Below are 14,188 nucleotides of genomic sequence, written 5' to 3' on the forward strand. Positions count from 1 at the left end.
AGATATAGAAAAGGCTAGCCGAAGCTAGCCTTTAACGTTGAGATCAACCCGTCATTATCCGCGTTGCGATACCAGCGCCTCTGCGGTTGCATCTTGTATAGACAAGAACAACGAGCGAATTTCACCTGTTGGTGTGCGCATAGGGTTAAGGGTGATATTTTGGTACATGTAGTCAGCCTGTTGGGTCACAGGGCGTACATTTCGACACTTGAACAGGTATGGGCGTTGCTGCCACGTAATGAAGCTACGGCAACCTAAGTCATAGACTGGTTTGGTTTTCAGCTTAAACCACTCTTGCGGTATCTCTGGAAACAGCTCAAAAATAGATTTACCAATCGCATCATGAGATTGAATTCCACTATGGTGGGTCATAAAGCCGTTCCAAACTTGCACGTTATGGTCGCGATCTAGCACCACTAGGCCCAGATCAACGTTTTGCACCATATCCACCATCCAGTGGAACTGCTCAAACTCAGCTGGAAGAGTTAACATTAGAAGTCCTCCATTAAGTATGAAAGTTTGTTGTCTAACAGTGGTAGCGATTCATCAACAAACATAAACAGTAAGTCACAGCGAATCGCAGTTCCGTCTATGTTGTAACTCACTTCAAACGTCATGGTTTTCTTAAATGAACCCGATGTTGATTGAATAACTGAATCGATAGAAATGTGCTGACCAAGTAACACAGGCGAGCTTTGGAAGAAACGCACCTCTGCTTGCTGGCCTAAGCCATTAAGGAAAGAGCCGACAAGAATGTTAGATACATCCATCAATAACTCTAACTCTTCCAGTTCTTCACTATCGGTCGGAACTTTCATTAGCTTTTTCAGATCCGCCACACTTGAGTCACTTAAAAGAACCAGCGCCTCGCCTGCGATGCCTTCACCACTAAAACCTTGGCACACGCCAGAAACTTGGTCGTTGTCAGCCAAATCTCGCAGAGCCATGTGAAGTTCACTCACTTCAAAGATATTCACGTTCGGTAGTGGTAAGTGAACAAATACATCAAAGTGACGGGCCAGCGCATCTGCCGCTCGACCAATCGAAACGTTCGCGACTTCCATGTAGATATCGCGGCGACGCAGAGCGGGAATATGAACCGGAGCCACTGCCACAGGAGCAACAACTTTATCGGCAGGGTCGACAAGCTCACGTAAAACTTGCTTTAGGACCTCTTTGTCGATCGGCTTTTGAATAAACGCTTTCGCGCCCAGCCCCATCACTCGTTCTTTTGCTTTAGGCTGAATATCACCGGAAACAACAACAACGTTGATTTGTAAGCCGCGCTTTTTAATTTCTTCTAACGTTCCAAAACCATCCAATTCCGGCATGGTCAAATCTAGGAACATCACTTTGAATTGATTCTTTTCTAGTTGCTCTAATGCATCAATACCATGAACGGCGAAGCTAATGTCGGCATTCAAAGTAGCAGGTAGAGAACGTGCCATCTGCTTGCGGGCAAGCGCAGAGTCATCACAGATTAAAACGGGATAAGACATCGGTTTACCTACTGCTATTTTGTCGTTACGAATAGCCAAATTGTAACAGATAGTTATAGGGTCAGATACGGTTACGTGTTATTTCTTTTTGGCTACTAAAAAGCCAGTAGTCAATCACTACTGGCTCTCTATAGGGGGACTAAATTGCGCTGGTGCTTAAGGTTAAGCTGCCATACGAATCAATGCCTTACCAATCAACCACTCAAGTTCTTTGCCGCTTTCAGCACCGAACTTCACTTCAACCGCTTTGTATAGGCGATCGATGCCTTTTGCTGCGAATTCGTTCGCTTTCTCTGAAGTCACAATGTGGTGGAAAAGCAAACGCAGAATCGCAAGGAACTCTTCGTTATCTAGTGCTTTTACCCAGCTATCTGAAAATGTTTTTAAGTCTGAGTCAAAGTCTAAGTGTTCAACGAACATTTTAAAGAAACGACCATCTAGTGCTGCACTAAAATCAGTTTTCTTTGGAAAGTGGTGACTGATACCTGTTCTTGATACACCTGTCTGTTGGCTCAATGTTGTGTATGACATTTTGTCATAACCTAGACGAAGTAGCTGATCAACTACGGCGTCCATTATTTTCTGAATCGTAATTTCGGTATCTTCTTTACTACGCTTTGGCATGTTTAGGCTCTTCTCTTTGTAAATCCATCTAACTCATGTGAGTCAAAGTAGAGACTCGTTAAACTGTCGAATCTTTTATCTTTATATTAGATAACCCTGTATCTTAGCGGATCATGGTTCTCTTACTTATACGGTGAGGATCCTATCACATTGATAACTCTCACAACGCGACAAATTATAACTGGTCAACAATATTCTCATAAATAATGCATACGCACCGTAAATGAAAATACGAGTCATTTATGGCTATTTGTTATATTGAACAACAGATAATCTTATAAATGTAGCCTAGTTACAACTAAGGGAATGGCATTCTGACATAAGAATGACATTCTGCATTAACGCAATATGAGCAAGATCACATTCGAACCTCACAAAAAAGCTAGCTACTACTGTCTTTTACAACATCATCGCAATACAACATGCCATTCTTACTCTAGCTTATATTGACTCGTTTTTATGGATTAAGTTCAAATATCTCGATAAAATAACAACAACTTTTGTAAGAGGATTTAGAGATGAGTACAGAACAAGAAGCTCAAGTATGTGAAGCATGTGGCTGCGCAGGTGAAATGGGTTTCATCATCAAAGAAGGTGATGATGTCGCTGAAGTGACCATTTTGGCTCAAGGTGAAGCACTACTAAATGCTGAACTAGCAAAATACGCAGAGCTAGCAAAGCAAGTTTGCGCTAACGTAGAATTTGAATCAACGCCGATTGAAGCTGACTCAACAGAGCTGACTGCTCGCTTTAAGTTTGAAGTAAGTGCTGAAAAGCTTATCTTCGAATTGAAAACACGCTCACTAACGCGCTAATTCAGAGCCGCGGGTAATCGCCCGCGGTTTTATTGTCGCAAAGCCTAACCCCACTTCCAGTTTGTTTTATTCCTTCGCTTAACTTATTGACCTATCCAAAACAGTTACCGATACTGTCGCGGTGTCTTCTTATTTGCCGTGTTATATGTTTAAAGCGATATCACTAGCACTGACTTTAATTGCCAGTTCAGCCAGCGCTCAGGTACTTGATCATTATCGTATGCTCAACCACCTTGATAACTATGGAAATCTTGACCTGCGCAACAAACCTTATACCCAATTAGCTGATGGGCTAATGGTAAAGGGTAACCTCAATATCGCTAAAACCTCAATTAAGCGCCTACCTAAAGGGTTACAGGTAGAAGGCAGTTTAGACGCATCCAATAGCCAGTTAACTGTCGTTTCCAAGGGAACAAAAATACGTGGTTATGCAAACTTTCTCGGTAGTCAGATTAAACGCTGGCCGGGAGGCATTCGAGTCGGCGGCTATATTAATTTTACTGATACGCCACTAGAGAGATTACCCAATCGATTAAGAGTCAGAGGGGATTTAAGCCTAATTCGAGCCCCGATAACCGAGCTGCCAGAAGGACTTGTCGTTGAAGGCAACCTGTTTATTGGCGGGTCGAAGATCACAACGTTCCCAACCACGATGACCGTCAACGGCAATATCTACTTAGGTGGCAATCGTATCAGCCAGTGGCCAGAGAATCTAACCTTAGGTGGCGCAGTTGCACCTTAAACTGACGTTAAACTCAATCCAATAAAAAAGAGCAGCGATATCGCTGCTCTTTTACTTGTTATCTAATTAACTCTTATTGCTGATTCTTAACAGGGTTTGCGTAGCTATCAATCAAGTATTGATGCGCACCCTTTGGTAACTGCGCCAATTTTTCATTTAACACAGCGCTTACCTGTGGACCAAGCGTCTCATCACCGGCTGCTAGTTGATTAATCGGAAACAACTTGTAGTTCTCATGGATTTGACGGTCAATCTCGGCCGCCAACTCATCTGGCGTATCAAAATCTTGGTCAATCACATCACCAAAGGCCACATGCACTCGACCTTTATCCCCGATGATACCTTGGATAATGCTTTCGATGTCTTCAAACTCGCCCTTCTCGTAGCTGCCATTCACCGCTTTCTCATACAGTTCGTTGGCTTTAGCAATATCACATGGATCGTTCTCATAAGAGATCGAAACCGGAACGATTCGTAGAGATTTGACGTAATCAGGAAACGCGACTTTCTGTTTGCGACCTTCTACATGAAACATTTTCAAAATTGCAGGATCGGTAAAGTCGTTCCCGTCTTTCGCGCGGCCTTCTTTTTGTGCAATCCAAATCGAGTTACCCGTATCAAGAGAGTGTTTGATGTAAGACGATAGTGTGCCTAGCGCTTTCATCATTTCTCGCGGGCCTTTAGCTGAACGCTTAACGATGAAACTTTTGTTTAATTTCATCAGCTCAGTGGCACACGGTTTCTTCAATAAGTTATCACCAATCGCAATACGTACTGTTTTGTGCTCAGTTTGATGAAGACCGTAGTTCACTAACGCAGGGTCCATTGCGATATCACGGTGGTTAGAGACAAAAAGGTAAGAAGTTTGCTTATTAAGCTTATCTAAGCCGCTGTATACAACGCCTCGGGTTGTGCTATCTAAAGTCTGCTGGAGGTATTTTTTCACCTCTAATTGAATTGCTTCAACCGAGTTTAACTTGCTCCATTTGAATTTGAGATTCACTTTAACAAGCGGCGTCATCATGGCCTTAAACCAAGGCGCATGGTTAGAAAAGCGGTGCTGAAGAATTGCATCAATAAACTCATCATCTTGAATCAGTCGATCGATTGCCGCTGGGATCTCATCGTCATTGTATGGACGAATATCAATGTAAGGGTCGGTATTTACAGTCATGTTTCACTAACTTAGGTTCGAATCGCCGCCATTCTACGCATAGAAACCGCTCTTGACAGCTAAAGTGAGCACATTATTGATAAGGTCAGACCAGAATTCACTGACCACCCACGGCTGACAATAGCTTTTTACTCCATTTAGCGGTAATCTTAGCGCCCCGAAAATGGCTGAGTTTTTCCATGCACTACTCTATATCTCATCAGACAACAGAACATCACTTTTTATCAATCACTTCTCGTAAGAAATTGTTAAAACATACATTGCTCCGTGTAGAGCAAGGGTTAGTGCTGGCGAGATTAGGCAAACAAGAGTATGCCATTGAAGAGGGGCAAACCCTGTGGTTACCTTTTGATAGCCTAACCGCTCTAACCTTCTTCCCGCAGACGAAAGTCAGCACGATTGAAGTCTCTTGCCGTGTCACCAAGCGCCTGCCAGCTAACGGCGGCTATGTAGCGCTGAATGAGCTGGCCGCTGCGCTGATGAATCGCTTAGCGCTTTTAACTGAGCATCAACAGAAACAAGCTTTATTGACGGTTATGCTTGATGAACTTTCTCAGCTTAAGCCTAAGCTTGAAAACAGCCCTTTAAGCCAACAAATCAACCATTGGTCGGTAAACAAACCTTCAAGCCTAGCGAAAGATTATCAACTGGTACTGCAATTGCGCGAAGCGCGTAAATGGCTACTTTCTGGAAAGAAAGAAGATCAGGTGATAGAGCAGCTATTTGCTGGCGATCAAGCGGCGTACCAGTCATTAAAAAGCGCCATTTTAGGCTAACCCGTTTAGATACGACAAAGCCCAATCAGCGATGATTGGGCTTTGTTTTGAGTGCACTACTGCAATTAGTAACTAGTCGTTCTCGGCAATAAACATCGCACATGTTTTCGCAGCAATTTTGAATTCTAAGCGCTCTCCATCAATCACATATCGCGCGTCCGATAGGCACTCACGCCATTGACCATTCGCCACTATAGAGACAGTTTGTGGACGAGTCGATTTATTCAATACCACTATCCCTTGCTCACCACGGGTAAATACCAAGAGATCATCGGATGCTTCCACTACCTTCATCGCACAACCATGCATCTGATTGTGGAACTGAATCATCGCGGCCAATTTAGGCTCTCGCCACATCGATAACCAACGAGGTTTTGATTCGCTGTTTGTCACGCCACTGGTGTCCAAATCGCTATAGATCAGAGGCACACCGCCATCGCGGCCAAGAATAAAGCCGTAAGCCAACCACTCTTCAGCCTCTTCAAGCACTAGGTTTTCAAACACATCGTTGTTAGGAATATCGTGGGTAATGGCAAACGTCACTGCCCGATGTTCTTCAAGAGCCTGACCTAAGCTATATGGGTCAATAAGGCTTTTGAAGCTTCCTTTGGTTTGCAACGCATCGTATAGCGTTTGAAATAGCGGAAAATCATAAGCCCCTAACTGCGTCTGCTCTAAATACGGCTGCAAAAAGGTTTCGTACTCTTGCTTGGTTGCCCCGCCGTCAGTAATGATTTCACCAAAGATGTGAACATCTTTACAGACATCATCATTCCAGACATGAGCTAAATGATCCAAACTCATGTGCTTAGCCGCGTCGATTCTAAAGCCTTTAACACCAAGCTCTCTTAATGCTTTGATATAACTTTGCTGCTGCAAAACAACGTGGGCGTTACCTCTTAAAGTCGGCAATCCTGGGTCTTCAGGCCCACCGGTAATGCGACCATTTTGAACCTGCCATTTGTCTTGCCAATCTTCAATACCAAAGGCTTCAACAAAATCATCCTCAGTAAATAGAGGCTGGCTTAAATCACCAAACAAACATTGCTGTTGGAAATACTGCGCATTGGATTGGTAATCCGACATCTCTTGTTGGCTTGGGTATTGGAGGTCTTCACGCAAATCAGATTCGTTCGCCATGTGATTAAATACCACATCAACATAAACCTGAATATCATGCAGATTTAGCTCGGCAATCATCGCCTTCAGCTCGGTAAGGTTGCCCAGTTGGTTATCTATCACGCGATAATCTTGTGGCTGATAACGCTGCCACCAAGGCGTGCCGGATGGGTGCTTGAACGATTTCATCGGTGGAGATATCAAAACCGATTGGTATCCCAATTGACTAATTTCAGCAGCGTACTGTGTCACCATTTGATAGGGCCAATCAAATACATGCAGGATGACATTACTGCGCAGTGCGGACGTCATAGACTCTTTCCTTCTCCTCAAATTCCGACTCCATATAGCCAAGGTATTGTATTATAAGGAAGCGTATTTGGATTTGTTCAGCCTTTTATCAATTTTTGCTGTAGTAGAAATCAGGCGTAGACCTCAGCCTTAATTGATTGCAGTTCCTCTCAACGCTCGATATTCTCTATGCTTCCCCTACGAATTGACGCTAACACTATGAAAACTGAATTTAGCTACCCTATTGGTACACCTGGCACTCCTTGGTCTGACACTGAACGTGCGCAGTGGCGTGCTGAGCGTAAAATTCACCGTGAATACAGTGAAGAAGTGCTGCCAAAAATTAACGCATTGGAAGAGACATTTACTATCGAGCAGTATGGCGCTCTATCCTACGATCCTAAGCGATACCCACTTTACTGTATTAAATCGCAGCAATGGCACCCAGCCAAACCGACAGTATTGATCACGGGCGGTGTTCATGGCTATGAAACAAGCGGCGTTCAAGGCGCGTTGGAGTTTGCAAAGCAGCGCATGGAACACTATAGCCAATACTTCAATATTGTAGTTGCCCCGTGTGTAAGCCCTTGGGGTTATGAAACCATTAACCGCTGGAACCCACTCGCTATCGATCCAAATCGATCTTTTTACCCTAATTCACCTTCAGAAGAAGCGGCTTCGCTGCGTAAAATGGTAGCTGAACTGGGGGATGTATTGGTTCACTTTGACCTACACGAAACCACAGATACCGATGAATCGGAATTTCGCCCAGCATTGGCTGCTCGAGACGGCGAAGCCTATATTGAAGAAGCCGTTCCCGATGGCTTTTATACCGTTGGTGATAGCGAAAACCCTCAGCTAGATTTTCAAGCTGCTGTTATTAACTCTGTGGCCAAAGTGACTCACATTGCTCCTGCAGATGACAATGGTGAAATCATTGGTTCTAATGTGGTACAAAATGGCGTAATTCTCTACCCTATGGTCAAGCTAGGCTTGTGTGGTGGCGTGACAAACTGTCAATTTGGTACAACGACCGAAGTGTACCCTGACAGCCCTAAAGTAACCGATCATGAATGCAATCAAGCGCAAGTTGCTGCCATTACTGGTGGCCTCGACTACGTGATCAACTACCTCAATAAATAGCAAAAACAAAAGTGCTTCATCGTTTGATGAAGCACTTACTAAAGTTAAGCTGCGGTTTCGGAGTAATTAGCCCATTGGACTTTAACTTACCACTGGCACGACTTTATAGTCATGAATGCAAACCTTCCCTTCCTCATCTAGCGATACATGCCACGTCTCGTTTACTGGCAATTCGATGGTTTCCCCTTTCATTGAAGAATCAGGGTAGGTTTCCGCTTTTAGTCGAATACGCAGTTCAATTTGATAACCTGTCTCTGTCGCTTTCAGTTCAAATTGCTCAATATCATGAACACAATCAGGCTTGAATGTTTGACGCGCAAGCTGGTACCAATCTTTGAATCCTGCAAGCCCAACGAAGTTACCCTCAGGCATCGTCATCACAACATCTTCAGCCAGTGACTGCACAAAGAAATCATCCTGCTCTGGCAGTAAATCAAACTGTGCAAACCAATTTGCAACAAACTTACGTAAACGGCTTTCATCCGATAGCGTCACTTTTTCAATCTCACTCACCAATTGAGCAGCATGGACTCGCGCTCGCGCTTGAACATCTTCCAACTCATTATAGATATTTGGGATGTAAACCATACGGTGCGAATAAACAGGCTTGTGATAGTTCACTCCGGCGAGGTAAGCCGTTTGTTGCAACGGGAAAACTAACTGCTCAACAGTAAAGTGATTGTATCCAAGCGGATCGTACGACTCAGCAGGCCCACCAATCGTAAATGATAAGAAGAAATCCTTACCTTTTAACTTATCGCCTTCTGGGCCATAGGCAAAGTTAAAGCTCATCACGTCATCAATCCACTTTTTCATCAGCGCAGGCACTGAATACCAGTAGAACGGAAACTGCAGTACAATTACGTCGGCTTCAATCAGCGCGGCTTGCTCTGCTTCTACGTCAATGTTGTAGTCTGGGTAAAGGACATCTAAGCAGCGTACAGAAACATCATCTAACTCAGCCTGCAGTGAATCAATGATCACCGTATTGGTATAAGACTCGGCTAGGTTTGGGTGGCCTGAAATAACTAGGGTTTTGCTCATAACTCATCTCACATGGTTCTAAAGTGGTTAAGAGCATATTACTCCCATCTAACCGTTAGGATTAGATGGTCTTTATCAAAGTCTTTATTAGGCTATACCTAACAATATTACAGGGGACGTGAGTCTCATTAGCCGAGCAATTTACTTTTGTACTGCTCCGGTGTTTGGCCTGAATACTTCTTAAACATCGAGATAAATGGGCTTGCTTGGTTATAGCCCAACGTGAGAGCGACATCTTTCACTGAGTGGCCTTTTTGCAACAAATCCATTGAATAGAGATAACGAACCCTTAAGCGCCACTCGGTAAAACTCATCCCAAGTTCTGTTTGGCAGTGACGGGCTAAGGTTCGTTCCGTGGTATGTACTTTGGCCGCCCATTCAGACAATGGCGTTGAATCTGTCGGGTCTTCTTCCACTGCAGTTAAGATCGGTGCTAAATACTTATGGTCGCTTGATGGTAAGAAATGATGCTGAGTATCTCGCGTCGCCAATTGATCTAACAAAACTTGCACTAAGCGCTGATCCGCTTCGCTCTTCGCCACATTCACTTTGCGTGAACGAAAATCATCAATAATGGCGGATACGATAGGTGTCACCCGAATTAAGCTCGTTTTCGCTGGAAACTGCCCTGTTAGATGGCCTGCAATATTCAGTGAACAGTAAGAAAGAGGTTTGCGGTTGAAACTGGTATGCATAACTCCAGCAGGCACCCAAATGGCGAGATGAGGCGGAGCAAGAAAGCGCGTATCTTCCGCTTCCATTTCTAAAATACCGCCACTGATCAGCTGTATTTGCCCCCAAGGGTGGCTATGAACCCGAGTTTCAGTGTTCGACAGAAACGCTTCAAAATTCATAAATACATCAGATGGAGCTTCGTCGATAGATAACGAGGGATGGAGGTGTTTTGCTGATTTTCTCAAACTTGTCTTCCTAAAACGCGCAATGTCTTCCTAGAGATATTTGCAATTATACAGACCTGCGACACTACACGCCATTATTGTTTGCGACGAGCTTCTCATGATCTACCTTCTACCATTGTTGACTGTTTGTATTTGGGGCGGAAACTCCATCGTCAACAAACTTGCTGCATCGGCTATCGAACCTAGCGCGATGAGTTTTTACCGTTGGTTCGTCGCGATGTTGCTATTAACACCATTTTGTCTGCCGCAAGTCATCAAACAATGGGACAAGGTTCGACCTCACCTTACAAAGTTAGCGTTTCTTGCAATGTTGGGCATGGTGTTAAATCAGTCTCTTGGCTACTACGCGGGGCTAACAACGACCGCATCCAACATGTCGTTGATCACTTCGCTTGTCCCTCTACTCGCCGTATTCATGAGCTTGCCTTTACTAGGTAAGGCCATTTCACCGCTTAGCATTATCGGTGGGGCGATCTCTTTAGTTGGGCTTTCTTACATGTTGGGTAAAGGGGAAGTACTGTTCTTTCTTGATCAACAAGTCACCCAAGGTGATGGTTTAATGGTGTTGGCAGCTATCTGTTATGCCGCATACTGTGTTTTACTCAAACGCTGGAAAATGCCTCTTTCCAACTGGGTGGTGATATATATGCAAGGCTTATTTGCCGTTGCGATGTTAACCCCACTATGGCTAACCAGCGACACGCTAATCGCGCCAAAAGCGTCACTCCCCTTAATTGCCTATGCTTCCGTTGCCGCTTCAATCATCGCGCCTTGGATGTGGGTAAAAGCGATCGATGTTATCGGTGCTGATTCTAGCGCTATGTTTATGAACCTATTGCCTGTAGTGGCGGTAACGCTTGCAGCAACGTTATTAGGCGAAACTATTCACAGTTATCACCTGATCGGCGGGTTGATGGTAATCGGTGGCGTATTGCTTTCGCAAATTAAACGTAAAGCCAAACTCAGCCCTCCACCTCTCAATAAAGAGGCGATTTAGCACGCGAGTTTTAGGGGCAAATGTGACCCACTAAGTAGTTTGAGTGATCTTGCTCCCTTTCTTTGGTGGAGTTTGTTATAAAACACACAATGCTATTTATTGGGTTGCAGATGAAAGAGATATTACGCCTAGTTCAAGAAAACCAAAAAATTCACTCAGTCAGCGAGCTCACTGGGTTATTAACCAAACTAAACTATAGGTTGGAAAATGAGTATTTCTTACTCGGTCTATCTTTATCCCCTTCACTAGCCGACAACAATACCCTGATCATCGATAGCTACCCATCAGACTGGCGAGAGCAATATGACCAATCCGGATTCATTCATATTGATCCCATCGTTCAATACAGCGCCAAAAACGCATTGCCGATTAATTGGGAAAATGCGCACGATCTAGTACCAAATGGTTCTAGCCTATTTGAGGAAGCTCGTGTCAACGGGTTAAATGCAGGATTCAGCATTCCTATCCATGGGCCTCAGTGCGAGTTTGGCATGTTGAGTTTTGCCACTTCTGATGTGGAAACGTTCAATGCCAACATTGATAAGTTCATGCTGTCACAATTGTTTGTCCCACTTATTTCACAAAACCTTCCCGCCATTACCCAACGTGAGCCGCTTGCTCGTAACAAAGTGCATTTAACTCATCGTGAAACGGAAGTGTTATCTTGGGCATCGGAAGGAAAAAGCACTTGGGAAATCAGCAAAATATTAGGCTGCTCAGAACGGACGGTAAAATTTCACTTCAGCAACGTATGCCAAAAGTTGGGAGCAGTAAATCGCTATCAAGCAATCTCTAAAGCCATAGTGGGGGGGTATATTTTCCCCCACTATTAGCCACGACATCATGGCATACCATTAAGAAGCGCGTTTCAGTAACCCTACCGCCGTTTGATATTGCTGATTCATAGGAATAGACAACACCACTGAACGCGTATTGCCAAGCAAATGCACCTGCTGATCGCCTACCCTTTGATTTGGGATACCCATGCGAGTAATCAGCTTCTCAATCCCCACCGAAGTCACTGTGACATACGACTCTATATCATGACTTTCTGCGTAGTGATATAGCGCCTGAAACATGGTTAAAGTGACATCACTCACCCCCGGATTTTTCTTTGAAAAATCTTTATCTACTGCAAAACGGCTTAATTCAAACACTCGGCTTGCTTGAGGTGCGACTTGCTCACCTAACAGCTCTGAGAAGGTATCTTTAAGCATGTAGTCTTGCGTAGTGGGCAGAATTCGCCAGCAGCCTACGATTCCATCATGATCGCTTTTCACATACAGGTAATCTGCTCGTTCGACATCGTACTCATCGCTTTCACAGTTATGACTGACTTTTAGCTCCCAGTTCAGTCGCTTCGCAAATACCTTGTATCGCAGTGCAAGCAAATTGTGATAATCACGCTCAGGAATAGAGGAGTAATTGTAAGAATGTACAGACAGTGTCATTGTTGTTATCTCCCATTTAGATATAGTCTGGGGATAAGCATCTAAACTAATAGAAATGATAACAACCTGTCCGATCGGGCAGCTTATATTTTCACTAATCTACTTTATTATTAATAAGACTGTACTAACCGTTAGTTGGCTTAAACGGACCCTATAGAATATTAATCAGTCATACTAAAGGCCCTGATGAAATTGCTCATCAAGGGCCTTAGTCAATTTGCGACTCATCTTTTCTTTCTCCCCTGTCTGCTCAAACCAAACGCAAACGTTTGGCTGATTTATCAGCAAATCGAAAGCAAATGTGAAAAAGGGGATGAAATCCTACCCTCTTTCCACTATCATCCTGTCGCCTAAGCGTAAGCGTTTGCTATGCAGACCAACTGTTTAGGCTCCAATCAGACAACGAATTAATGGTGGGAGCTACAATGACGACACATACGATTACACGCCCTGACGACTGGCACGTTCACCTACGTGATGGTGAGGTTCTAAAAGATACAGTGCGTGATATTAGCCGCTACAATGGTCGCGCGCTGATCATGCCAAATACCATCCCACCTGTTACTACCACTGAAATGGCGCTCGCTTACCGCGAACGTATCATGGCAGAAAAGCCAAGTGAGCAATTTGAGCCACTGATGGCACTTTACCTAACTGATAACACAACACCAGATGAGATTCGCAAAGCGAAAGCCTCAGGCCGCGTTGTGGCTGCTAAGCTATACCCAGCAGGGGCTACAACCAACTCTGATTCAGGTGTAACTTCGGCAAAGAACATTTATCACGTACTTGAAGCAATGCAAGAAGTGGGCATGTTGCTACTGATCCACGGTGAAGTCACTACGCACGATGTCGATATTTTTGACCGTGAGAAACAGTTCCTAGAGACAGTACTGGCACCAATCGTTAATGATTTCCCTAACCTTAAAATTGTTCTAGAGCACATCACCACAGCGGATGCGGCTAATTTTGTCGCTCAAGCAAATGACAATGTTGCGGCGACGATCACAGCTCACCACCTAATGTACAACCGCAATCACATGCTTGTTGGTGGTATCAAACCACACTTCTACTGCCTACCAATCCTAAAACGCAACACGCACCAACAAGCGCTTGTCGCGGCGGCAACCAGTGGTAGTAAGAAGTTCTTCTTAGGTACTGACTCAGCGCCTCACGCAAAAGACAAAAAAGAAGCCGCTTGTGGCTGTGCAGGTTCATACACCGCGCACGCAGCATTAGAGCTGTATGCAGAAGTGTTCGAGCAAGAAGGTAAGCTGGAAAACCTAGAAGCGTTCGCGAGTCACAATGGCCCGGACTTTTACGGGATTCCTCGTAATACTGATACGGTAACCCTGACTCATAAATCATGGCCAGTACCGCAAACCATGCCATTTGGCCAAGATATTGTTGTGCCAATTAAAGCCGGTGAAGAGATTACTTGGACTGTTGAATAAACGACAAAGCCACCTTTATGGTGTAATGCCGATCAGTTAAGAAATTTTTGAGATCATTTGACCGATCCTCAAAAAGCTTCAAAATCCGATATTAGGAAACTAATATCGGATTTTTTTATGCCTTTAGAAAGCCAACTTG

At 44.2% G+C, this 14,188-nt stretch carries 15 protein-coding genes; 7 read left to right on the forward strand and 8 right to left on the reverse strand.

Annotation, left to right across the window (positions count from 1 at the left end; all coding sequences use genetic code 11):
- Window positions 1-54: 54 nt before the first annotated feature.
- The 3 genes from MU515_RS19735 to MU515_RS19745 form a co-directional block, all read right to left on the reverse strand.
- Window positions 55-492 carry a PAS domain-containing protein gene (locus MU515_RS19735; RefSeq protein ID WP_260262124.1) on the reverse strand — a complete coding sequence of 146 codons (438 nt, stop codon included), beginning with the start codon at window positions 490-492 and terminating at the stop codon, window positions 55-57.
- Window positions 492-1,499, reverse strand: a complete 1,008-nt coding sequence (locus tag MU515_RS19740) for a response regulator (RefSeq protein ID WP_260262125.1) — start codon at window positions 1,497-1,499, stop codon at window positions 492-494. Before MU515_RS19740 ends, MU515_RS19735 begins: the two co-directional genes overlap by 1 nt.
- 162 nt (window positions 1,500-1,661) lie before the next feature.
- Window positions 1,662-2,123: a TetR/AcrR family transcriptional regulator gene (locus MU515_RS19745; RefSeq protein WP_260262126.1), complete on the reverse strand. Its 462-nt coding sequence runs from the start codon at window positions 2,121-2,123 to the stop codon at window positions 1,662-1,664.
- A 518-nt stretch (window positions 2,124-2,641) separates the two neighbouring features.
- Here MU515_RS19745 and MU515_RS19750 point away from each other — a divergent pair.
- Together MU515_RS19750 and MU515_RS19755 are read left to right on the forward strand one after the other, a co-directional pair.
- Window positions 2,642-2,938 carry a YfcZ/YiiS family protein gene (locus MU515_RS19750; protein WP_260262127.1) on the forward strand — a complete coding sequence of 99 codons (297 nt, stop codon included), beginning with the start codon at window positions 2,642-2,644 and terminating at the stop codon, window positions 2,936-2,938.
- A 145-nt stretch (window positions 2,939-3,083) separates the two neighbouring features.
- On the forward strand, window positions 3,084-3,680 hold the full coding sequence (locus tag MU515_RS19755) for a hypothetical protein (protein ID WP_260262128.1): 597 nt from the start codon (window positions 3,084-3,086) through the stop codon (window positions 3,678-3,680).
- Between the two features lie 73 nt (window positions 3,681-3,753).
- Here MU515_RS19755 and MU515_RS19760 read toward each other — a convergent pair whose 3' ends face one another.
- Entirely contained in the window at window positions 3,754-4,854 is a 1,101-nt protein-coding gene (locus tag MU515_RS19760; RefSeq protein ID WP_260262129.1) for a 1-acyl-sn-glycerol-3-phosphate acyltransferase, read from the reverse strand.
- Window positions 4,855-5,033: 179 nt separating this feature from the next.
- On the opposite strand from MU515_RS19760, the gene MU515_RS19765 reads away from it, so the two are divergent.
- Complete coding sequence (locus MU515_RS19765) at window positions 5,034-5,630, forward strand: AraC family transcriptional regulator (protein ID WP_260262130.1); 597 nt, start codon at window positions 5,034-5,036, stop codon at window positions 5,628-5,630.
- 72 nt (window positions 5,631-5,702) lie between these two features.
- Here MU515_RS19765 and MU515_RS19770 read toward each other — a convergent pair whose 3' ends face one another.
- Entirely contained in the window at window positions 5,703-7,061 is a 1,359-nt protein-coding gene (locus MU515_RS19770; RefSeq protein ID WP_260262131.1) for an alpha-amylase family protein, read from the reverse strand.
- Between the two features lie 198 nt (window positions 7,062-7,259).
- Between MU515_RS19770 and MU515_RS19775 the strand changes: the two genes are divergently transcribed.
- Window positions 7,260-8,183 (forward strand): M14 family metallopeptidase, encoded by a 924-nt coding sequence (locus tag MU515_RS19775; RefSeq protein ID WP_260262132.1) that lies wholly within the window; start codon window positions 7,260-7,262, stop codon window positions 8,181-8,183.
- 81 nt (window positions 8,184-8,264) lie between these two features.
- Here the strand turns inward: MU515_RS19775 and MU515_RS19780 are convergent, their stop codons facing one another.
- Window positions 8,265-9,227, reverse strand: a complete 963-nt coding sequence (locus tag MU515_RS19780; protein WP_260262133.1) for an NAD(P)H-dependent oxidoreductase — start codon at window positions 9,225-9,227, stop codon at window positions 8,265-8,267.
- A 128-nt stretch (window positions 9,228-9,355) separates the two neighbouring features.
- Window positions 9,356-10,147 (reverse strand): AraC family transcriptional regulator, encoded by a 792-nt coding sequence (locus MU515_RS19785; RefSeq protein ID WP_260262134.1) that lies wholly within the window; start codon window positions 10,145-10,147, stop codon window positions 9,356-9,358.
- 97 nt (window positions 10,148-10,244) lie between these two features.
- Here MU515_RS19785 and MU515_RS19790 point away from each other — a divergent pair, with 97 nt between their 5' ends.
- Together MU515_RS19790 and MU515_RS19795 are read left to right on the forward strand one after the other, a co-directional pair.
- Window positions 10,245-11,144 carry a DMT family transporter gene (locus MU515_RS19790; protein ID WP_260262135.1) on the forward strand — a complete coding sequence of 300 codons (900 nt, stop codon included), beginning with the start codon at window positions 10,245-10,247 and terminating at the stop codon, window positions 11,142-11,144.
- Between the two features lie 110 nt (window positions 11,145-11,254).
- Window positions 11,255-11,977, forward strand: a complete 723-nt coding sequence (locus tag MU515_RS19795) for a LuxR family transcriptional regulator (protein WP_260262136.1) — start codon at window positions 11,255-11,257, stop codon at window positions 11,975-11,977.
- 21 nt (window positions 11,978-11,998) lie between these two features.
- Here the strand turns inward: MU515_RS19795 and MU515_RS19800 are convergent, their stop codons facing one another.
- Complete coding sequence (locus tag MU515_RS19800) at window positions 11,999-12,595, reverse strand: acyl-homoserine-lactone synthase (RefSeq protein ID WP_260262137.1); 597 nt, start codon at window positions 12,593-12,595, stop codon at window positions 11,999-12,001.
- A 425-nt stretch (window positions 12,596-13,020) separates the two neighbouring features.
- Between MU515_RS19800 and pyrC the strand changes: the two genes are divergently transcribed.
- Window positions 13,021-14,049 carry a dihydroorotase gene (gene pyrC, locus MU515_RS19805; RefSeq protein WP_260262138.1) on the forward strand — a complete coding sequence of 343 codons (1,029 nt, stop codon included), beginning with the start codon at window positions 13,021-13,023 and terminating at the stop codon, window positions 14,047-14,049.
- The last annotated feature ends 139 nt before the right edge of the window (window positions 14,050-14,188 follow it).

This window comes from Vibrio intestinalis, from assembly GCF_025195085.2.
GTDB lineage: Bacteria > Pseudomonadota > Gammaproteobacteria > Enterobacterales > Vibrionaceae > Vibrio > Vibrio intestinalis.